18 protein-coding genes and 1 pseudogene are annotated in these 20,356 nt (G+C 69.5%); 12 read left to right on the forward strand and 7 right to left on the reverse strand.

Annotation, left to right across the window (positions count from 1 at the left end):
* The first annotated feature begins 182 nt into the window (after positions 1 to 182).
* Entirely contained in the window at positions 183 to 1,118 is a 936-nt protein-coding gene (locus tag AC07DI_RS36750) for a hypothetical protein (RefSeq protein ID WP_478909235.1), read from the forward strand.
* A gap of 109 nt (positions 1,119 to 1,227) precedes the next feature.
* Here the strand turns inward: AC07DI_RS36750 and AC07DI_RS36755 are convergent, their stop codons facing one another.
* Positions 1,228 to 2,124, reverse strand: a complete 897-nt coding sequence (locus AC07DI_RS36755) for a hypothetical protein (RefSeq protein WP_478909237.1) — start codon at positions 2,122 to 2,124, stop codon at positions 1,228 to 1,230.
* Between the two features lie 1,267 nt (positions 2,125 to 3,391).
* On the opposite strand from AC07DI_RS36755, the gene AC07DI_RS36760 reads away from it, so the two are divergent.
* The 8 genes and pseudogenes from AC07DI_RS36760 to AC07DI_RS36795 all read left to right on the forward strand — a co-directional run bounded on the left by AC07DI_RS36760 (position 3,392) and on the right by AC07DI_RS36795 (position 13,054).
* Positions 3,392 to 4,399, forward strand: coding sequence for a TnsA-like heteromeric transposase endonuclease subunit (locus AC07DI_RS36760; RefSeq protein ID WP_478909238.1), 1,008 nt, complete (start codon positions 3,392 to 3,394; stop codon positions 4,397 to 4,399).
* On the forward strand, positions 4,396 to 5,427 hold the full coding sequence (locus tag AC07DI_RS36765; protein ID WP_478909240.1) for a hypothetical protein: 1,032 nt from the start codon (positions 4,396 to 4,398) through the stop codon (positions 5,425 to 5,427). Before AC07DI_RS36760 ends, AC07DI_RS36765 begins: the two co-directional genes overlap by 4 nt.
* Positions 5,428 to 5,445: 18 nt before the next feature.
* Positions 5,446 to 5,928 carry a hypothetical protein gene (locus AC07DI_RS36770; RefSeq protein ID WP_478909241.1) on the forward strand — a complete coding sequence of 161 codons (483 nt, stop codon included), beginning with the start codon at positions 5,446 to 5,448 and terminating at the stop codon, positions 5,926 to 5,928.
* Between the two features lie 248 nt (positions 5,929 to 6,176).
* Positions 6,177 to 6,356, forward strand: coding sequence for a hypothetical protein (locus tag AC07DI_RS36775; RefSeq protein ID WP_478909243.1), 180 nt, complete (start codon positions 6,177 to 6,179; stop codon positions 6,354 to 6,356).
* 438 nt (positions 6,357 to 6,794) lie between these two features.
* Complete coding sequence (locus AC07DI_RS36780) at positions 6,795 to 11,375, forward strand: DUF6531 domain-containing protein (RefSeq protein ID WP_478909244.1); 4,581 nt, start codon at positions 6,795 to 6,797, stop codon at positions 11,373 to 11,375.
* Between the two features lie 24 nt (positions 11,376 to 11,399).
* Positions 11,400 to 11,867 (forward strand): hypothetical protein, encoded by a 468-nt coding sequence (locus AC07DI_RS36785; protein ID WP_478909246.1) that lies wholly within the window; start codon positions 11,400 to 11,402, stop codon positions 11,865 to 11,867.
* A 117-nt stretch (positions 11,868 to 11,984) separates the two neighbouring features.
* A pseudogene (locus AC07DI_RS36790) lies at positions 11,985 to 12,674 on the forward strand (nucleotidyltransferase domain-containing protein).
* Between the two features lie 122 nt (positions 12,675 to 12,796).
* Entirely contained in the window at positions 12,797 to 13,054 is a 258-nt protein-coding gene (locus tag AC07DI_RS36795) for a transposase (protein ID WP_478909247.1), read from the forward strand.
* Positions 13,055 to 13,430: 376 nt separating this feature from the next.
* Here AC07DI_RS36795 and AC07DI_RS36800 read toward each other — a convergent pair whose 3' ends face one another.
* The 4 genes from AC07DI_RS36800 to AC07DI_RS36815 form a co-directional block, all read right to left on the reverse strand.
* On the reverse strand, positions 13,431 to 14,381 hold the full coding sequence (locus AC07DI_RS36800; RefSeq protein ID WP_478909249.1) for a hypothetical protein: 951 nt from the start codon (positions 14,379 to 14,381) through the stop codon (positions 13,431 to 13,433).
* A gap of 325 nt (positions 14,382 to 14,706) precedes the next feature.
* Positions 14,707 to 15,300, reverse strand: a complete 594-nt coding sequence (locus AC07DI_RS36805; protein WP_478909251.1) for a hypothetical protein — start codon at positions 15,298 to 15,300, stop codon at positions 14,707 to 14,709.
* A gap of 315 nt (positions 15,301 to 15,615) precedes the next feature.
* Positions 15,616 to 16,233 carry an N-acetyltransferase family protein gene (locus tag AC07DI_RS36810; RefSeq protein ID WP_478909253.1) on the reverse strand — a complete coding sequence of 206 codons (618 nt, stop codon included), beginning with the start codon at positions 16,231 to 16,233 and terminating at the stop codon, positions 15,616 to 15,618.
* A complete protein-coding gene (locus AC07DI_RS36815; RefSeq protein WP_478909254.1) occupies positions 16,230 to 17,549 on the reverse strand; it encodes a hypothetical protein in 1,320 nt (439 codons plus the stop codon). Before AC07DI_RS36815 ends, AC07DI_RS36810 begins: the two co-directional genes overlap by 4 nt.
* Before the next feature lie 193 nt (positions 17,550 to 17,742).
* Here AC07DI_RS36815 and AC07DI_RS36820 point away from each other — a divergent pair, with 193 nt between their 5' ends.
* The 3 genes from AC07DI_RS36820 (at position 17,743) to AC07DI_RS36830 (ending at position 19,423) form a co-directional block, all read left to right on the forward strand.
* Complete coding sequence (locus tag AC07DI_RS36820) at positions 17,743 to 18,240, forward strand: hypothetical protein (RefSeq protein ID WP_478909256.1); 498 nt, start codon at positions 17,743 to 17,745, stop codon at positions 18,238 to 18,240.
* Positions 18,237 to 18,638, forward strand: a complete 402-nt coding sequence (locus AC07DI_RS36825; protein ID WP_478909257.1) for a restriction endonuclease — start codon at positions 18,237 to 18,239, stop codon at positions 18,636 to 18,638. The genes AC07DI_RS36820 and AC07DI_RS36825 overlap by 4 nt, the downstream gene beginning before the upstream one ends.
* A 218-nt stretch (positions 18,639 to 18,856) precedes the next feature.
* Positions 18,857 to 19,423 carry a hypothetical protein gene (locus AC07DI_RS36830; protein ID WP_478909258.1) on the forward strand — a complete coding sequence of 189 codons (567 nt, stop codon included), beginning with the start codon at positions 18,857 to 18,859 and terminating at the stop codon, positions 19,421 to 19,423.
* A 99-nt stretch (positions 19,424 to 19,522) separates the two neighbouring features.
* Here the strand turns inward: AC07DI_RS36830 and AC07DI_RS36835 are convergent, their stop codons facing one another.
* Complete coding sequence (locus tag AC07DI_RS36835; RefSeq protein WP_478909260.1) at positions 19,523 to 19,927, reverse strand: hypothetical protein; 405 nt, start codon at positions 19,925 to 19,927, stop codon at positions 19,523 to 19,525.
* A gap of 16 nt (positions 19,928 to 19,943) precedes the next feature.
* Positions 19,944 to 20,354: a hypothetical protein gene (locus tag AC07DI_RS36840; RefSeq protein WP_478909262.1), complete on the reverse strand. Its 411-nt coding sequence runs from the start codon at positions 20,352 to 20,354 to the stop codon at positions 19,944 to 19,946.
* Positions 20,355 to 20,356 lie beyond the last annotated feature (2 nt).

Consider the following 20,356-nt stretch of genomic DNA (forward strand, 5'->3'; position numbering starts at 1 on the left):
CGCCCGTAAAACCATCGTCCAGCACCCGCCCCCGAGTACCACCAACGTCCCCGCCACCCGGACATATACCCAGCGAAAGAGGAATCCAGCACTAGGTCTGGTACATCGACACCGGGCAGAGGATCCTGGGCCTACAGGCTTTCCCCGTTCGTACGTCGGACCGGTCGCAGTGGGGGATCAGCATGAACACTGAAGATCGTTCGGACCCAGGCGAGTGGTTCACCACGTCGTCGCCTGAGCATCTCGACCGGCTGGCTCACGGGGTGCTGAGGGCCGCCCGGGGCGCGGCTTGGCAACTGAGGCAGGATTCTTCGAGCCCGACCCAGCAGACGTGGACCCTCGGCATCCTGGAGGGGCAGGTACAGGCGATGCTGGGACCCGCCTTCACCGTCCCTCCGCCGATCGGGGCGGGAGCGCAGGAAGAGTTCGTTCGCACCGCTATCGCCCTCGCCGTTCACGTACGGGCCCACAGTTGGACGGAGAAAGACCTCGGCGCGGCCAGCGCGCCGGGTCAGGCTGACGTCCCCCATCCCGGGGAGGTCGTAGCGTCGGACGGCTTCGATGTCCTCGGGCGGCTCATGCTCCCGTACTCCTCGCCCGAGGGATGGACCGCCGCCCTTGTCACCGACGTGTCCCGTGGCGACCAGATGCTGGAGCCGGCGGTCAGGGCGGGCAGGTATCTCCTGCACCCCACCTTCCTGACCCTCGTCAACGACACGACCCGCCTCATCGGCGAGGGTCTGCATGGGATTAACGTGCTTCGCCTGCGGGAGCTGGCCCGCGCGCTTGCGCAGGCTCCAGACCCCAAGGTTCTGCGGCTGGCAACACGGAGCAGCAGCCCCTCCGCCACGTCGGCAACCCCTGATAGCGCAGCGCCACCGAAAGCGCCGACGCCGATCGAACCTCGTCGGACGAGGCCCATGATGGGCACAGACCATCTGGAACAGCCTCCGGGCGGGAGGCGCAAAACGCTAGGGATCCCCAAGGTCGTTAAGCCTGACACCCAGGCGGACTCACAGCCCGATACGCCATCATCCTCACCGAACCTGCTGCCGCCTCCGTCGACCTACCGTCCGGCGGACACGCCAGGCACGCCAGGCAGCCCGTCGGCGCTTTGAGCACGCGTGATCCACACCACTCAAACTTTCGATGGCACACATTCATCCTTCGGTGACACAGGACAGTCTGGCTCCGCGGTTGACCTCTCGCAGCGAAGGTTGAGCATTCTCACCGAAGGTTGTGCGGTCCTGGGACGTCTGACGATGCAGGCCCAGAAGAGCGCGGGGACCGTGGATGGCGCGGGTGCTCCGGAGATGCCAACGTCTCAGGAGCAGCGGCAGGTCCAGAGCCTCTCCGCGGATTCGACGGCGAGTTGGGATGCCGCGGGTTGCGGATCTCCGAGTCGGGGGATTCCACCTCCATAACGGACGGGCGGCGCGGGAAAGGTTCCAGTACGTCTACGGCTGAAGTCGGTACCGATTCCGCCGCCGGGGGTGGTCCGGTTGCGGACGCGTAGTGGCGCAGTGAGTGGGTTAGCTCGTGCAGGCGGTCCACATTGATGTTATGCAGGGCCTCGCCCATGACGCGGGTCATGTCGTTGGCGGCGAGCAGGAAGGTGGGGTGCAGGACGTACTTGCCCAGCTTGACCGCTGCCTCGAGCGTCTTGTCCCCGCAGGCCAGGTCGGTGACGACAGTGGCGGCGTAGCCCTCCGGCGAGGTGTGCGGGAGCATCAGCCGCCCGAGGGCGTCGAAGGCGTCGGAGGCCCGGCGCTCCCCGGGGTGCGGTACGTCGTCCTGGCCTGGCACGCCGGCTGCGCCGAGATCGGCTGCCGACCAGCTGTACGCCCTCGCGTGCACGGCGAGAGCGAGAGCGCTACGGACAAATTCCTCCTGCGCTACGGTCCCGACTGGCGGATGATCCGGCAGATCGGGCCCCAGCATCGCTTGCGTCTGCCCCGCGAGCAGACCAAGGGCCCAGGTTTGCCGGGCCTGGTTCAGAGGGTTTCGCCGCAGTTCCCTGGCCGCGTCACGGGCGGACTTCAGCACTCCGCGGGCCAGCTGGTCGAGGTGCTCGGGGGACGTGGTGGACCACTGACCCGGCCTTCTCGAGTCGTCGACATCCACGCTGCGCTCTTCTGAGAGCAGATTTGCGCGGTCCTCGCTCAGTGGATGCCGCGGACCCGAGTTGTCTTCATGAAAGTGCGTAGCTGCTCCCTGAGATGGAGGCCTGCTGAGTGGTGTCAAGGACGGCTTTGCCGGTTCTTTGGGATGGCCGCCTCTTGGCGGCGGAACAGACTCGGGCGCGGCGCCAGCGGGAGGGCGCTGCGCAGTGCCCGAAGTGAAGGGACGTGACATGTCGGGGCGTACCCGTATCCCCAGGAGCGCAGCCATCAGCCGGCGGCTGACGGGAAGATTCCGCTGTTGCTCGGCGGTCGGGGGTCTGCATGCCGATCGGCTGACTCCCAGGACACTGGCTGCGATGCGTTTGAACGTGGAGGAACTTGCGGCTGTCACCTACGTTCCCCCTCCCTTCCGAACTGACCTGGTCGCTGCGGCGGCCTTTCGGTACCGGGAGATCTGCTTGCGGAGCCGCCGCCTGCGGTAGCCGAGCTCCGGCTGGCCGTTCATGCCTGCCTCCTGCGCCGGTTCGGGCTGCACGCAACCCACAATGTCTTCGGTGCGTGCCGACGGGAGAGAACCGCTCATCCTTGTGGTCGGAACGGGAGGGGTTTGCGGCGTCTCGGCAGAAAGGGGCGTCGCCTCAGCAGCAGGTGTCGATGGTTGCTCTCCTGTAAGTGCGTCGCTCACCGACTGACTACGGCTGAGCTGGATGAGCAGAGCCGGTGCGGAGAGGCCGACCACGATGGCGGCGTATGTGCCGCTGATCTGCCCAGCGTTACCAAGGAGTACCGCGGCTCCGGCGCCCATACCACAATGGAGTAGTGCCGCAACGGTTGCGACAACAAGGCCGTCGGAGTACTCCCGAAATTGCGGAGGATCGCTGGCCATCCCTGTTTTCCGGTGGGTGCGCCGGTCTGTCTGCCAGTCGAGGAACTGGGCGTAGACATCGAGGACCTCGCGTAGTAATCCACCCGCCCCACCCAGCAGGATCAGCGTAGGCACGTCCACAACGCCCCCCCGGAGACCGGCCTATTGGGCTCTACCCGAGCCTCTACCACGAGCGTAGGGCTGACGAGCGGCGACCGGCTATACCAGCTGCGACACGCACAGCATGACCACCGGGCGGTCCCGATGACTGCCAGCAGTCCAGAGCCCTCGACAGGCACTCGGTCACGGTATTCATGGGCAGTCCGGGGACACCGCAAGCCCCGGGACGGCTGTAGCTCGGCTGGTCGGACGCCCCCGGTGATGGCAAGGAGCTGCCGTCCCGATGACTGGGAACGTGAAAGTGCGGGACTCTGCACTGCCACCAGTGCCCGGGCGCGGCACCCTGGGTGCCGCGCGCAGCCCAACATCCGGCGGTTGCACCGATGTTGCGGTTACCGGCCGGTTCTCCTGCGCGGCAGGTCAGGCATGGCGTTGTGTGGAGTACGTGATCATCGATAGCAGCCAGGAGGCCGCATCGTCCGCGGTGCCCGGGGCCGGGTGCCGCATCCCCGAGCCGCGCAGTACGGGTGGTGCTGTTCGACGCGAAGAAGCTGCGGCTGTAGATGCCAGCCTGATCGATGTGCGCTTTCGAGACCCTCTGGGGTGCTCGCGTCAGGTCCCGTGGCTTGAGGCTGCTCAGGACGTCGTCTTCGAGGAGAGTCCTGCGGTACGGCCTTTCCCCGTCCGGCCCGGGCGGCGTGTGGCTCCGGGCTGGTGGTGGTCGTCGACGGCCGGGCGGCTGGTGGCGTACGGGTCCGGTGTCATGCGGACTCAGCTCATGCTGCTGGACCGGGACCCGGCGGTAGTGGCGTTGGCCTGCCAGCCGGCGGAACTGGTGTGGCGTGAGGAAAGCAGGGTCGTCGGTCATGCGCCGCAGCTGCTGGCCAGGCTTCAGGACGGCAGCGGCCTGTTGCTCGACTGCGCGGGACGCAGCGGGTCCTCTGCCCGGCTGGCGGCACGGGCACGGGTTGTGGCGGCTGCCGCCGAGGCGGCGGGCTGGTCCTACCGGCTCGCGGGGCCGCCGGATCCGGTACTGATGGCAAATGTGCGGTGGCTGGCGGGTTACCGGCATCCCCGGTACGCCGCCGAGCCGTGGATGCCGGCTCTGCTGGAGGCGTTCGCCAGTCCGCGGCCGGCGGTGGAGGCGGTGTGTGAGCTGGGGGATCCGATCGCCGTGTGGCCTGTGGTCTTTCACGCGCTGTGGAGCGGTGTGCTGCGGGTGCGGCTGGACGAACCGCTGCACGAGCGTGTCGTCGTCTCGGTCGCGCGGCAGGAGGCCGAAGCAGCGTGACGCAGGCGGTTGTCGAGGTCGGGGCGCGCCTTCGCTACGACGGACGGGTATGGACGCTCGCCGTGCTGGAAGGCGCCCGGGCCACGCTGGTGACCGACGAAGGCGCCTCAGCGGTGGTGCTGCTGCCCTACCTGTTCGCCGATCCATCCTTCGAGGTGGAACGCGGACTGGCACCAGCCAGAGTGCCGCCGTTCGGGCTGCTGGAGGCGCTGCCGGTCGAGGTGCGGGAGCGGGCTCTGGCGTGGCAGCGGCATGTGCGGGAGGTGGAGACCGGCTTTCCTGACGCGGTCGGGCAGGGCGCCCCGCGTGAGCAGTTCGATCCGGCGACACGGAGCCTGGAGCAGCGGGAGCGGGCCAAGGCCGAGGAATTGACGGCGGCAGGCTGGGCGGCGAGTGCCGCGACGGTGCGCCGGATGCGGGCGCGCTACCGCAGCGAGGGCTTGTGGGGGCTGGTGGACGGCCGGGCGGCGCGGGAGCGATCCGCGGTGGGGCGAGCCGATGAGCGGGTGGTCGCGGCAGTCAGGAAGGTGCTGGAGGGACAGCGGGAGCGGTCGACGGGCACGCTGGTGCGGCTGCGCCGCCGGGTGGGGTGGCTGCTGGAGGAGGAGTACGGCGCCGGGGCGGTGGCCCTGCCGCCGGCGTCGACGTTCAACCGGCTGGTGCACGCGGTGGCCGACGGACAGGGCCTTTTGGGGACAGCCACACAGCGGCGGTGGCATGCGTCGCGGCCGGCACCTCCCTTCACGCCGACGGTGGCACTGCGGCCGGGCGAGCTGGTGATGGTGGACAGCACGCCGCTGGATGTCCTGGCGGTGCTGGACGACGGTGTGAGTGGCCGTCTTGAACTGTGCATCGCGCTGGACGTGGCGACGCGCAGCATCTGCGCCGCGGTGGTGCGTCCGGTGGGCACGACGTCGGTGGACGCGGCGATGCTGCTGGCGCAGATGGTGGTGCCGACGGCGATGCGGCCGGGCCACCGCCACCAATGCCGCCCACAACTGCCTCACCGACCGTCGGCCAGCACCTAGGCGCCCCCCTGTGGGGAGGTGGATCAGGCGCGCCCGCCGGCAGTTGATGTTGATCAGTCGGAGGCCGGGGATTCCGCACACGCTGTGGTCTTCGTGGAGGAAGGGCAGAATACGGCTGGCGACGCGATAGGCGGTGTTGGTGCGGATCTCCAGGCGGTCGGGCCGGTGGCAGATGGCATTCATGTAGCCACTGATGCTGGCCATCGCGCTCTTCCGCGTCTGTTCCAGGAGGTGCGGGTGCTCACGGTTGCTCATCAGGCACTCGAAGAGGAGGGCCTGGAAAGCCAGTTGCCCGCGATCGGTGGGATCCAGGGTGGGCCGGCCGTCCTTTTCCTGGAGACGTTCCAGGTACAGAAGGCGGGCGAGTTCCTTGCGGATCCGCTTGGCGGTCGTGTGCGGCATGAGGTTCCTGCTCCGGCTGCCCCCGGGCGGCAGCCGTGGAGGAAGGCACGCACGGACACCGAGAAACGCATGTTGCGGGACCGGGCATCCCACCCTTGAGACATCTGCGACTCCGCCCGGGCAGATCGCTCGCCTCCAGACCGTCCCTGGCCTGTTCAGCCAACAGTAGCCGACCACGCGCGACAGACCACGCGACGCGCCGGGGCTATACATGGCACCACGGCCTCCAGCGGCACGACGTGTGGTTCGTCGTCGCACCGTGGAAGGGATCCGCTGTGACGAGCGCTGCTCGGCGCGCTCGCTGCACCGGCGATACCCTCTCCGCCGTCGAACGAGTGGCCCCGAGGGTGTTGGAACGGCAGCTGGACGCCCGCCGCAGCTACCCCCTGTTCGCCCAGTGCGCCACGGGCGACGCGATCGCCATGGCCACCCTGACCCAGGGGCCGGACCAGCCGGGCGGGCCGACGGTGCACTTGGCCGTGCTCGTCGAAAATGCCTGGCAGCTTAGGGGGTGGGGACGGTGCTGACCACCCCGGTTGCTGAGGCAGGCCCGCCGGGGCGACGTGCGCAGCGTGTATGCGGAAGGTTCTCGGAGACAATCCCGCGATGCTGCGCATCCTGTCCCTCGTCGGGGAGTGGTGCGGGAAGTGGACAGCGGGGTGAACTCGTTGAGCATTCCCGTGCTCCCCGACGTGGCATCTTCTTGAACGTCGCCCGCGGGATCAGTTGTTGCCGCAGTAGTTCCGTACGAAGTTGGCGGGGGACGCGGTCCAGCTTGAGCTCCACCGCCCACGCATCGCTCGCGCCGAGCACACGCCCCGCACCGTCACGGAGCCGTGACCTTCGTCTTCCAGCCATGACCTACGTCGCCCAGTCGTGACACTGTCGAATACCCGACAAGCGCCATGACCTTGTACGTTCACGTGTCGGAGCAGTTGACGAGTGCGCGTGACAGGGGTTGCAGTATGGTCGGGGACCGACCTCGGGATTGGCATGTCCTTGATCTGGACAAGGATCCGACGCCGGGTGATCCGCAGCGAGTCCGCAGTCTCGCGAAGAACCTGCACGACTTCGCCGACGACGTGGGCAGGGTCCTCCGTGACATCAAGGGGATGGCGGGCGACGAGGCCATCTTGAAGTGGGTGGGCAAGACCGCCGACGCGTTCACGGAGAAGTTCGAGGACGCCCCCAGTAAGCTGAAGAAGCTCCGCAAGTCCTACGAGATGGCGGGCGACGCGCTGTCCGCGTACTGGCCGGAACTGGAGCGCGCCCAGACCCTGGCCGACAAGGCGCTGGTCAAGGGCCGCGAGGCACAGGCCGACCTGTCGTCCGCCAAGTCCCGTCTCTCCTCCGCCGACTCCTGGGTGGAGCGGGCGGGCAAGGAAGCCGACAAGTACAAGGACAAGCCCGGCGGCGGCAAGGACGTACCCAAGCCGGACGAGGACAAGGTCCGCGCCGCCACCCGCAACGCGAACTCCGCCGAGAAGGCCCAGAAGTCCGCCCAGGGTGACGTCGACGCCGCCAAGAGCGCGCTGGAAGCGGCGAAGAAGATGGCCGCCGACGCGCGCAAGATGCGCGAGGAAGCCGCCGGCACGGCGAAGAAGAAGATCGACGAGGCCTCCGACGCGGGTATCCCGAACCGCAAGTGGTGGGAGGAGGTCGGCGACTGGGTCTCCGACAACTGGGACACCATCGTCGCGGTCTGCAAGGTCGTCGTCGCCGTCGTCGGCATCATCGCGATCATCATCGGCGGGCCCATCCTCGCCGCCATCGTCATCGTCGCGGGCGCCATCGTCCTCGCCGACACCTTGAGCAAATACGCAAAAGGCCAAGCCACCCTCATGGACGTGGCCTTCGCGGCCATGGACTGCATTCCAGGCGCCAAGGGCATCACCACCGCCGCCAAGCTCGCCAAGGGGATGAAGGGCCTCAAGGGGATGGGCAAGGGCCTCAAGAACGGCCTGCGGCGGGGCGCGGACGACGTGGGGACCAGTAAGCCCGTCAAGAGCCGCTGCAGGAACGGCGACCCCATCGACATGGTCTCCGGCGAGATGATCATGACGAAGACCGACGTCGAACTGCCGGGCCTGCTTCCGCTGGTGCTGCGCCGCACCCACCTGTCGAGCTACTTCTCGGGCCGCTGCTTCGGCCGCTCCTGGGCCTCCACGCTGGACGAGCGCCTCGAACTCGACCACGAGGGAGCCCTCTTCGCGGCCGAGGACGGCATGATCCTCCTCTACCCCGTGCCCTCACCCGGCTCGTCCGTCCTGCCTGTGGCAGGACCGCGCTGGCCGCTGGACTGGGATGGCGCACCGGGTGCGCCCATCCGCATCACCGACCCCGACACCGGCCACACCCGCCACTTCGCGCCGACCCACCGCCCCGCGGCGGCCGACGAGGCGTTCACCATGCCGCTCGCCGCGGTGACCGACACCAACGGTCACCGCATCGACTTCGACCGGGCCTCCGACGGCACCCCCGTGGCCGTGCGCCACTCCGGCGGATACCACATCGACGTCGACACCGAGGGTGGCCGGGTGACAGGTCTGCGCCTGCGCGATCCGGAGGCCGGACCCGACGGCACGACCCTCCTGCGGTACGGCTACGACACCGACGGCAACCTGAGCGAGATCCGCGACTCCTCCCCACTGCCCTACCGGCTCGGCTACGACCAGCACGCACGCGTGACCTCGTGGACCGACCGCACCGACCAATGGTTCCGCTTCACCTACGACGAGGAGGACCGCTGCGTGCGCGGCGAGGGCGCCGACTCCGCCCTCGACTGCGTCATCGCCTACGACTCCGACCTCCGCGTCACCCGTTACACCGACTCGCTCGGCCACACCACGGAGTACCACTACGACGAGCGGCTCCACCTCACCCGTGTCGTCGATCCGCTCGGCTTCACCGTGCACACCGAGTACGACGCCCGCGGCGGTCTGCTGTCCCGTACCGACGAGCTGGACCGCACGACCCGCTTCACCCTCGACACGTACGGCCAGCCGCTGCGCATGGACCGCCCGGACGGCACGAGCGTCACCCTGGAGTACGTGGACGGTGTCCTTCCGGCCGCGATCACCGAGGCCGACGGCGCGCGCTGGGAGGGCTCGTACGACGAGCGGGGCAATCTGCTCACGAGCACCGACCCGCTGGGCGCGGTGACGTCGTATGGCTATGACGAGCACGGGTTCCGGACCACCGAGACGGACGCACTCGGCAACACCGTCCGGTACGAGTACGACGGGGCCGGCCTTCCGGTGCGGGTCACGGATCCGCGCGGCAGCGTCGTCACCGTCCGCAGGGACGCGTTCGGACGCGTGGTGGAGATCCACGACGCGGTCGGCGGGACCGTCCGCCAGGGCTGGAACACCGAAGGGTCGCTGCTGTGGCGGGAACGCGCCGACGGCGGCCGGGAGTCGTGGACGTACGACGCGGAGGGCAACGTCACGGAGTACCGCGACGCCGCCGGGGCCACCACCACCTTCGAGTACGGAGCCTTCGGCCTGCCCAGCGCGAGGACCGACCCGGACGGCACCCGCTACCGTTTCGCGCACGACACCGAGCTGCGGCTCACGGGCGTGCGCAACCCGCGCGGCGACGAGTGGAGCTACCGCTACGACGCGGCGGGCACGCTGATCGGCGAGACCGACTTCGACGGCCGCACCCTCACCTACCACTGCGACCCGACGGGTCAGCAGGTCGAGCGGTCCAACGGCACCGGTCAGACGGTACGGGTGACCCGGGACGCCGCGGGCCGGGTGGTGACCGCGCGGACCGACGACGGCACACTCACCTCGTTCCGCTACGACCCGGCCGGACGGCTCCTCGAAGCCACGAGCCCGCTCAGCAGCGTCGCCTACGCCTACGACCTGGCCGGTCGGATCGTCGCCGAGACCGTCGACGGCCGGACCGTGACCAGCGCCTACGACGCGCTGGGCAGGCGCGTGCGGCGCACCACGCCGTCCGGCGCCACCTCACACTGGTCGTACGACTCCGCGAGCCTGCCGGCCTCGCTGGTCACCGCGGCGGGGGGACTGACCTTCGCCCATGACGCCGCGGGGCGGGAGACCATCCGTGGCCTGGGCGCTGCGGCGACCCTGACGCAGTGCTGGGACGCAGGGCACCGCCTCGTCGAGCAGGTCGTCAGAGCGGGTGGGGCGGGCAGGGCGGGCATCAGCGGCGAGGGGCAGGCCGTGCGGCAGTCCCGCTCGTACGCCTACCGGGCGGACGGTCACCTGACCGGGGTGAAGGACCGGCTGTCCGGCGCCCGGACCTTCGCTCTCGACCCGGCCGGCCGCGTCACCCGGGTGTCGGCCGCCACCTGGACCGAGACCTACGCCTACGACGACCTCGGCAACCTCACGGCCGCCGAGCACCCGGCCCCCGCCGGCCAGGAGGCGCAGGGTCCGGCACATCACTCCGGGACACGGGTGACCGCCGCGGGCCGTTCGACGTACGAGCACGACGCGCAGGGGCGCCTGGTACGGGTGATCCGGCGGACGCTGTCCGGCCTCCGCCGGATCTGGACATACGCCTGGGACGCCGATGACCGGCTCGCGCGGGCCGAGACGCCGGACCGCGGAGTATGGGCCTACCGCTACGACGCACTCGGCCGCCGAACGGTCAAGATGCGCCTGGCCGACGACGGTTCGGTCGCCGAGGAGACCCTCTTCACCTGGGACGGCGCCAACCTCGCCGAGCGGCAGTCGACGCGGGATGGCGTAGTGGAGACCGACACCTGGGACTGGGAGCCGGGTACGCACCGCGCGGCGGCCCAGGTGCGCAGCCGGTGGCGTACGGCCGACCCGGACGAGGTCGACAGGCGGTTCTACGCGATCGTCACCGATCTCGTCGGCACGCCGAGCGAACTGGTCGGGGAGGACGGCGAGATCGCCTGGCGGTCCGCCACCACCCTGTGGGGAAGGCGGCTGGGCGGGGACGACCGGGACGACTGGGACGACGACGGCTTGTGCCCGCTGGCCTTCCCCGGCCAGTACCGCGACCCGGAGACGGGCCTGCACTACAACCTCTCCCGCTACTACGACCCGGACACGGCGAGCTACCTCACCCCCGACCCGCTCGGCCTGCTCCCTGCCCCCAACCACCACGCGTACGTCGACAACCCGCTGCGCTGGAGCGACCCGCTCGGCCTGGAGGGCGACGAGCCGACCCGCATCTACGACGACTCGACCTACGACAAGCACGGCTCGGGCAGCAGCTCGTCGGCCAAGGGCGAGATCGGGCGAGCACCCGCGAACGGACAGGCGGCGTTGGACCGGTCGATTCCGTTGGGCGACCCGAACAACCCCGCCAAGTTCCGGCGTCTCGGCGTGGACCATGTCAACAACGAGATCGTGGTCCTTGACCGGCACCACTACGAAACCGACAAGAGCGGCAAGATCACAAAGGAGATCTACCATGGCCATGTCCAGGGGAAGTACCCCTCTGACAGCATCACGGAAGGTGACCTGAACAAGCTGAAGAAAAAGGGAATGATCAACAACCTCAAGAAGCAGAAGGTGCTCCCGCCCCCGTGCGACGGCTGACGGGACGAGGCAGGAAGGCCGTTCATGGCAGCCGAATGGGACTGGAAGAGTGGCGAGGGACTGCTGGGTGTCGATGATCCCGCCGCGGTGGATGCGGCGTTCGAGCGCGGAGAGCCTCATCTTGGAACGGCGGTGATCGGGCTGGCATTCCAGTGCGCGCTGGAGGAGGCGTCGCCGCGCATCATCAGGGCGATGCGGCTGAGCGACCCGAACCAGCGGGGATTCGCCTTCACCGCGGCCGGGACCGCTGCCCGCCTCCACGGCCGGCTGACCCCCGAGCTCTACGAGGCCCTGCGGGCGGAGGGCCCGGGCGGTTTCGCCGAGCACGCCATCAGGGACACGCTGACGTTCGTTCCGTTCCGCGAGCTCCCGCCATGGTTCAAGCGCCGGAAGATCGTCACCGGGGTGCGCAACAAGCTGGAGAGCTGGTGGCTGCGCTCCACGGAGCCGATCAGTGATGTCTGGTCGGCCTTGCGGCGGCACCGCTTCTGAAGAGTCAGTGGGTGCCACCCAGTGTGCGGTTGTCCTCCAGCGGCGCACGGCCCAAGTCCCGTGGTCTCCTTCATCAACCACGGCGGAGGCCTTTACGTCCGCTGATACGTTCCCGCAGTGAGCGAACAACTTCCCGGCGGCGGCATTGAGCTGTCGCCCGACGAGACCGAAGCCCTCCATGCCAGGTGGTCATGCTGCTGGGCCCCGAGTGAGGTCGCGCAGCAGCTGACCGGAATCAGCGCACCCTGGTATGTGGCCGCTGGCTGGGCGCTGGACCTGTTCCGCGGCAGGCAGACGCGCGCTCATGGAGACATCTAGATCGCGATTCCGGCTGCGAGCTTTCCCGAGGTCCGGGACCGCTTCCCTGGCTACGTCTTCGACGCCGCAGGCAGCGGTCGGATCTGGGAGGACGCCACACCAGAGGTGCTGGCCGCCGTACATCAGACATGGCTCCGGGATCCGGCGACCGGAAACTACCTGCTCGACGTGTTCCGCGAACCGCACGACGGGGACACCTGGATCTGTCGGCGCGACGAGAGGATCCGGCTTCCCTACAGCCGCATCATCGCTCACACTCAGGACGGCATCCCGTATCTCGTGCCCGAACTGGTCCTGCTCTTCAAGGCCAAGCACGCCCGCCGGAAAGATCGATCAGGCTTCGACGCGATCGTCCCGCACATGTCTCCGGCTCAGCGCGAGAACCTGAACGAACTACTCGGCCGCGTCCACCCGGGACATCCATGGGTGACGGAGCTGCAACACCACCAAGCCCACGAGCACGGCGGCGACTCGGGACGTTTGCAGTGATCCGGACCGACCGGCTCGGCAGGCGCCAAGACCGACGGGCGGGTCACATCGCAACCCGTCGCGATTGGCCGACGAGGCGGTGGTGCTGGTCTGGGACGGACTCGGCCCACTGGAGTCGCGGCATGCGGGCCTGGGCGGCCCAGCAGGACTGGCTGACCCTGGAGCGGCTGCCGGCCTACGCCCCCGAACTCAACCCGGTCGAGCTGCTGTGGTCGGCCATCAAAGCCCGCGAGCTCGCCAACTTCACCGGCGACCACCTCGCCGACGTCGCCGACGCAGCCGAACGCGGCATCCACCGCATCTGCAGCGACCAACACCTCCCCTGGGCCCTCCTCACCCACACCACACTGACCATCCACCCACAAACACCACAGAACTAACGAAAAACTCAGTAGTGCGGCTGTCCGCGAATGCCCGCTGCAAAAGTAGTCGCAGGGCGGCAAGCAACCCGCCCAGAGCACTGATAATCGCGGCAGGTTGCGCCAGAGAGAGATCGGAAAGCCACGCCAGAAGGACGGCAAGCACCGAAAGCGCGAGGTGCGCGACCGTAAGCCACAGTCCGAGGCGGTCTCTGGGCAACACGATGGGAGCCACCGTCCACGCCAGGAACAGCACGAGATAGGCGATCGGAATAAGCAACAGGACCATGCGCCCCCCAGTCTCAGTGACGAAGGTAGGCCCACGACTGAAGCCTGCGATACGACACTCCGCTCAGACCCGCCTCGGAACCGACATTGAGGGTTCCGAGACGGGTTCTCAGTTCCTGGCAGCGGGGCGGGCGTCCAGCACCATACGCAGGCGCTTCGCGATGGACTGGTACCGCTGGACAAAGCCGGGTTCCGCCAGCTGGTCGGGCCCGGGCAACTGTCTGTACGGGTCAGGCCACCGTTCGCCGACGCGTGTCCAGCCCAGGGGGCGCAGCCCGGCGCGGTTCATGTCACGGTCGATGCCCTCCAGGTAGTCCGCGTCGGCGGGCAGCTCCCAGTTGGACTGCCAGATCACCCCGGCCAGTTGAATGGGCCGGCTCGGGGATCCGAAGAGGAAGCCCAGGCAACGCTCGCGCAGAACCGCCGCGCTCTGCTCGGGGGTCAGCGGAGCGCCTCTTTCTTCGCCCCCGGGGCCGGGCAGCACGGTCCTGCAGTCGGTGTCCGGGAAGATGTCGATCTCGCCGAGCACGACGTGCGCCGTCGCGATCTCCCGGTCGGGATAGGCCCAGTGCCTCGGCACAAGGACGATCACGTCGTAGGCGTCGATGGCATCGGCTACCGCAGCCGCGAGCGGGCTGCGGTCGGTGCGTGGGAAGCCGCGGTTGTTCTCCTGAGCCGGATGGCGGGTCTCCCACATGCAGGTGTGGCGTGTCAGGAGGCCGGGGCCGTCCGGCGGAGCCCACAGCGTGCTGGTCGTCGGCTCCGGCGGGGTGGCCGGCTCGATCTTGCGGCGGCCACGGCTGCGGCGGCTCATGGTCCAGTGCCAGTAGTCCTCGGCTTCCTCCAGGAGCAGCACCCGCTGTCCACTGTGTGCCCAGGCCGCCGCGATCCCGGCGACCAGGTAATGGAGGTTCCCTGAGCGCTCAGCCAAGAACCTCAGAACGTGCGGTGTGCGCGGCGCAGCGTTGGTCGTAGCGCGGCGCAGGGCTTCGGTGTACTTGTCCCCGCTCCGGCTCGCGAGGCGGGCGCTCTGCGCGGCGGTGGACTGGTTCTTCGGCATGACGTACTCCTTGGCCGGACCGGGCCACGCCCCCGGTACCGGCTCGTACGACTGCCGTGGACACGACGGAACGCAAGAACGGGAATGGGGCGGGCCCCGCAGGACCTTGACCTCCGCATCCGGCGGCGTGGCTCCGAAAGCGGGCGGTGATCGGCAGTACGCCACTAGCCGGGCAGGATGCTAATCAGCACAGCCGCAACGGCCGAACCCCCCGGGCCGCTGGTTCCCTCGAACGAGCGAGATCTCCGGCTGCCCGTGTCTCTCAGGCTCGGCAGCTCGCCGAACCGGAGCCCTCGCCGCATGAACCTGCTGGCATCCCTTGCAGCTAGGAAGACGTCACCTCGCCCCCCGCGTCCCAGCCGTCCAGGAAGGTGACGAGGGCGCGGCGTTGCTCTTCTTCGCGGGCGATCTGCCGGGCGAGGACGTCACGGTCGACGTACGGGGCGACGGCAGCGAGGACCAGGCGCTGAAGTTCGTCCGGCTCCAGCGCCTCCACCTCCCACTGCACTGGGCGGCGGGGGTCGAAGCCGTAGCGGCGGGCGAAGGCCGGCCAGCGCGGGTCGCCGTGCTTACCTTCGGCCGCGGGCAGTTCGTAGGCGCGGACCTGCTCGTAGGTCAGCAGGACCCGTTCCCTCCGGCTCCAGCAGCCGGTGCGTGCCACCCAGTCCCGTTCGATGTCCTCGCCCCAGCAGTCGAAGTCGCCGACGACCAGGAGCACGGCGTCGCGAGGGTCGGCGGTGACGCGGTTGCGGACGATGTCGGCGTACGACTGGGAGCCGAAGCCGCGGACCACCAGCACCGGGATGCCCGCAGGAGCGAGCCAGCCGGTCAACTGCTGGCGCAGGGTGTCCTTCTCCGCCGCGACGTACAGCGCGCGCTCCTGCCCCTCGGTGCGGTCCAGCCGGAACCAGTCGGGCATCTCCGCGACGAACGCATCCGCGCCCGCCCAGGAGGGCGGGACGTGGATCTCCCGGACCGTGTCGATCAGGTCGGGGAACGACCCTCCCGGCGGGCTCTGGCCAGCTGCGCGGACAGACGGCGGACATCGGCGGCGTGTGTAGCAACACGCCCTCGGCGGCCAAGCGGTACATGACCTGGCGCAGCGTCACGTCACTCTCGTAGCTGTGCACGATCTGACGGGCCCGGTCCACCACGGCGGCCACCGGATCCGCTCCCGGGCCATACCGGTACTTGTACCCCCGGCTGTCGGCTCCGGGACATGGGTCACCGACGATCACTGCGGCTCGGGGCCGCGCAGGCGATCAGGTGTGTGTGGTCGCTGTGTGGTGGCCTCGCGGCCGACCTGGAGGAGGAGAAGGTCGTAGACCGGGCCGCCGGGTTCGTTGCGATACGGGCCCGCGTACGTATACCCGAGGCGCTCATACAAGGTGCGTCCGGCGGTGTTGTCCGGGCGGACCAGGAGCGAGGCGTAGTCGGGGTTGATGGCCTTGAGCAACTCGGCGTGGAGGCGGGAGCCGATGCCCTGGCCCTGCCGCGCCGGGGTGACGGCAAGCTCGCACAGGCCCATGAGGCGGCCCGCGCGGATGTGCTCGGGGATCTCGGGCAACAGCCCGGGGCCGTACCAGTACTCGGGGGTGCACGGGAAGGCGTAGCCGAAGCCGACCATGGTGCCGTGCGCGTACGCCGCGACCAGGGTGAAGCCCTCGTGCTTGAGGTGGCCGGTGATCTGGCGGCGCAGTGCGGGGGATGACAGGCCGTCGGTGGAGGCGCCCGGGTTGTTGACGAGTTCGGGGTGGGCGTCGGCCCAGAGATCGGCGATCGTGTCGAGCATCGGCGGGATGTGGCCGGGGCCGTAGGTGCGGATCACGACGTCGGTGCGGGTGGTGCTCACGCCCGTCCTCCTCCGGTGGCGGTGGTGGTGCGGTACTCCTCGATCCAGTCGGCGACCGCGGGGACACGGCTGTGCCGCTGGAGTGCGCCCGCGACGTTGTGCAGGGACTGCAGCAGGCGGTCGGAACGCACTTCGGGGAGGAACGCGAGGACCCGGCCCGCGGCCTCGGCGGCTGCCTCTGGCTCGGGACGGTCCCTTACCGCATGTTGGATGGCCACGTCGGCCGTGTACAGGGCGCGGTTGCGGGCGAAGGCGTGGCCGTGCAGGAGGACGGCCTGCTCAGCACCGGCGGCGGCACGCTCATGCTGGCCGAGGTCGGCGCGGGCGAGGCTTTCCAGGCCCGCGAGTTCGCCGGGTGTGTAGAAGGAGAGCCAGGGCGGGTCGGCGTCTGCGGGGCCCTTGGCGTAGAGGGTGTGGGCGCGGACGATCGCCTTGTCGGTGGCGCTGGCGTCGCCCATCAGGGCCCAGCCGCCGGCCTCGCGCATGTGGAAGAGGGAGAGCAGCCGTGGGGAGCCGAGATGGCGGGCGACGGTCTGTGCGCCCTGCGCGGCGGAGATCGCCTCGCGGGGGCGGCCGGATGCTTTGGCGAGCAGGGAGAGGCAGCCGAAGGCGTGCGCCTCCAGCTCGGGATCGTCGGCGATCCTCGCGGCCGCGAGGGCCTCGCCGTAGAGCGAGTGCGCATCCCCGGCGCGGCCGGAGTCGTAGGAGAGCCACCCGGCCGCGATCGACAGGGCGCCGGTCGCCGAGCGCAGCTTCGACTCGGTGCGGCTGGTGTGGGTTCCCGACTGCAGCCACTGGTAGGCGGTATGCAGCGCCTCGGACGCGGCCTGGCGCAACGGCGCCGAGCCGTGGTCGTGGTCTTTGGCGTACAGCTTGACCACGGCCGCCCTGACAGCACGCACCTCGCTGGCGCCGATCTTGCCCGGTGCCCGCTTCTCCCCGGTGAGTGGGAGAGCCAGGATCGCGCTCGCGCCGTCGAGCAGGAAGGCGCGTCGGTACACCGAATCCTCCTCCTGGAGCCCGTGCGGTGGAGCGGCGGGCAGTACGGGCAGTGCTGGTGTGGGCAGGCTGAAGCCGAGGTCGGCCATGCTGCGCCCGGTCATCGTGGTCAGGATGCGCTGATACACGGCGCGGGGACAGCCGACATTTCCGTCTTCCCAGTCCGCGATCAGCCGTGATCCGCAGGCGACGTTCTCGCCCATCGCCTTGCCCGTCTCGTTGACCTTCTTGGCCAACTCGCCCCGGCTCATCTGGAATTCGAGTTCGCGGACAGCCCGCAACCGGGTATTGGGGATGGGCTTGCGGTGGTCGGCCATACCGGCTCCAAGGCCGCGCGACGGACGGGTGCGGCGACCGTACCGCTCCCCTGGTTCTCCTGCCCCGGCCTTGGCCGCAGTTCACCCCGCACGGGCCGACTTGCATCGTTCTTTCATCGGTTGGCCGTCGCACCCGGCTGCGCGCTGCTGCTTGCGTGGACAGTGACGTGACGACTGATCAGGGGAGCACGCCGTGGCGAATTCATCCGCCGGCCCAACGGTGAAGACCGAGAAGAAGGCCCCGGCGCCCACGTGGCACGAGCTGGCCGAGCCCACCGCCGAGAAACATGCACGGTGGGAGCGCGCCAGGGACCGCATCCAGTGGGTGGCCTGCGGAAACTTGTGGGACGCGGTGTCCATCACCCCGATGGACACCGGCCTGGCGGCGCTCACCGCACTGCGCGCCGGAACCCGCCGCGGCTATCCCGTACTCGCCGACCATCTGCGGGACGTGCTGTACGTGATGGTGGCGGCTGGCACCGGCAACTCCTGCGCCGGCGTGCCCGGTGTCCGCGTGCTCTCCAAGGGGCACCAGTTGCTCATCCCCTCGAGCGAGTTCGACGGCACGGCGGTGGCCCACTGGGTCAGTTCCCCGCGCGAACAGCCGCCCGCCCTCGTCGGCGCCGACCAGCTCGCGGCCCACCTGCACAAGCTCGCCGAGCCCGCACACGACAAGGCGGCCACCCCATGAGCTACACCGTGCTCCACGCCCCGGAGGGCCAGTCCGAGGGAGAGCTGCCGCTGGATCGCACTACCCACGAGCGGTTGGTCAGGGCCGTCCTGGCGTGGTACGACCCGCAGGCGCTGCAGCCGGACGACTACGCACAGGTCGGTTTCCTGCTCGCGGGGGCGGCGCACGCGGTCGCCGACGATGTACGCGAGCGGGCCGAGCGTCTCCCCCAGGACGACGGTCGGCGGCTGTTCGCCGAGATCGTGCTGGGTGAAACCGAGGGCCGTCTCTCCCAGCCATGCCGGACGCTGCGCCGGGTCCAGAATCGGGGCAGGCTGCTGCGCGCACTGTATGAGCGGCTGGACCGGCTCCAAGACACCGCTCCTGTTGCGGAGGCGACCGCCACGGCCTCTCCCTGATCGTCGGCCGGTGCCGCCTCCCCCGTCGGCACCGGCCGACCGCAACGAAGCTCTCGGCGGCCGCTGTGCACCAGTGGCCGCCGAGAGCTTCTCCTTCAAGCCGATCCCGGCCGATGAGGCCGCATCAACCCGGCAGCCGTGACGGTGTCTGGTCTGTACGGGTGACCAGGGGCCGCAACTGCGGTGCCGGAAGGCGCAATCCCCCTACCGTGCGGGCCATGGAACACACCCCGATGCCCGAGCCGATGCGCCGCGCCGTCTACCAGCTCACGTCCGAGGCCGTCGAGCGTTGCCAGGAGGTCATGAGCTACGCCGGTTCGGACGTCGCCCGGGACTGGAAGCGGATGACGCTGTACCGGGCCACGGACGCGGCGGACACCATGAACTGCGTGGCCATGCTGATCGCCGCGTACTGCGAGGACGTCGGCGTGAACCCGGAGACGCTGCGGGGCTACCTCCAGCTCAGCCAGCAGCAGGACCGCGCGAACGGCCCCCAGGACCACGACCGGGCGCACCTGGACGGACTGCTGGGCAAGGAGGCATCCGCGGGCAGTGACGAGATCGGGGCGGTGCGGACGATGTACGTGCGAGGGCAGCGCCAGGCGGAGCAGGCGCAGCAGCCCGAGGACGCCCCGGAGGTGTTGTTCACGATGGCGTGTCTGCACGGGCTGCGGGCCAGGCTCTGCGACGACCTCAGCTCGCTGGACCGCTTCCCGCCGGAGGTGGCCGCGATGGCCCGGAAAGTCGCTGAGGCGCTCGAAGTGCCGGAGCTGGCGACGACGTAACGGCGGAGTCGCGCAGTCGTTGGACAGCGCGACTCCAGGAGTCGGGCCCCGGGGATGTCATGGCCGCTCCCCCGGGCCCGTGGTGTGTCCGCCTCCAGATCAGTTCTTCCCGGCCGCCGTGGTGGCGGCCCAGTCGGCGGCTTCGGTGTCGGTCAGGAGCAGGACCTGCGTCGGGTGGGCGGTGGTGCCCTGGACGACGTGGACGCGGCCGGGGCGGGTGCTGCTCTTCGGGGCGGGGTGGATCTTCGGGGCGAGGCGGCCCCAGGTGCGGGTGTTGACCCGTCCCAGGATCACGGTGGAGAACTGCTCGCGGGCGAAGACGCCCAGCGGGGTGGTGTCGAGCTGGCCTCCGAGGAGGACGTGCATGCGGGCCGCGCGGCCCGCGAAGAGGAGCCCGTGGAGGGCGTCGAGGGCCGGGGAGGTCTTCGGGTCGTTCGCCTGGCGGACCTTGTCCCAGTAGCAGGTCAGCTGCCTCCGCGTGTGGTGGGCGACCTCGAGCAGCACCGTCAGACGCGGCAGGTCATCGCAGTCGCCGTGCTGGTCGCCGTGGGCGATGCGGCGCTGCAGTTCGGTCCGGAGGCCGACCAGGGCGTCGTGGATGGACCTCGATGTCGCGGCAGTAGGTGACGTTGTCGATGCCAGAGGCCCACCTCTGGGAGATCCGCTTGGAGTCGAGGACCACGGTGTGCGCGCCGTGGTGCATAAGCTGGGCGGCCAGGGTGCGCAGGACGGTCGAGGTGCCGCCGCCGGTGGCGGAGCAGACCAGGACGTGCGGCGATTCGGTGTCCCAGTTGATGCTGACCGGCTGCCCGTCGGCTCCAAGCCCGATAAGTGCCTGGGAGGCCGGTATCGCCGCCAGCTGCTCGCGCAGGCCCGGGTCGGTGAGGCGCAGCAGCTCCGGGAGGGTGCTCTTGTCCTTGTTCCACAGCATGG

The sequence above is a fragment of the Streptomyces sp. NPDC044106 genome, assembly GCF_056433985.1.

Coding starts and splice junctions, on each gene's coding strand:
- AC07DI_RS36750 (WP_478909235.1), top strand. CDS start 183: ATGAACACTGAAGATCGTTCGGACCCAGGCGAGTGGTTCACCACGTCG.
- AC07DI_RS36760 (WP_478909238.1), top strand. CDS start 3,392: ATGACTGGGAACGTGAAAGTGCGGGACTCTGCACTGCCACCAGTGCCC.
- AC07DI_RS36780 (WP_478909244.1), top strand. CDS start 6,795: ATGGTCGGGGACCGACCTCGGGATTGGCATGTCCTTGATCTGGACAAG.
- AC07DI_RS36785 (WP_478909246.1), top strand. CDS start 11,400: ATGGCAGCCGAATGGGACTGGAAGAGTGGCGAGGGACTGCTGGGTGTC.
- AC07DI_RS36795 (WP_478909247.1), top strand. CDS start 12,797: ATGCGGGCCTGGGCGGCCCAGCAGGACTGGCTGACCCTGGAGCGGCTG.
- AC07DI_RS36800 (WP_478909249.1), bottom strand. CDS start 14,381: ATGCCGAAGAACCAGTCCACCGCCGCGCAGAGCGCCCGCCTCGCGAGC.
- AC07DI_RS36805 (WP_478909251.1), bottom strand. CDS start 15,300: ATGCCCGACTGGTTCCGGCTGGACCGCACCGAGGGGCAGGAGCGCGCG.
- AC07DI_RS36815 (WP_478909254.1), bottom strand. CDS start 17,549: ATGGCCGACCACCGCAAGCCCATCCCCAATACCCGGTTGCGGGCTGTC.
- AC07DI_RS36825 (WP_478909257.1), top strand. CDS start 18,237: ATGAGCTACACCGTGCTCCACGCCCCGGAGGGCCAGTCCGAGGGAGAG.
- AC07DI_RS36830 (WP_478909258.1), top strand. CDS start 18,857: ATGGAACACACCCCGATGCCCGAGCCGATGCGCCGCGCCGTCTACCAG.
- AC07DI_RS36840 (WP_478909262.1), bottom strand. CDS start 20,354: ATGCTGTGGAACAAGGACAAGAGCACCCTCCCGGAGCTGCTGCGCCTC.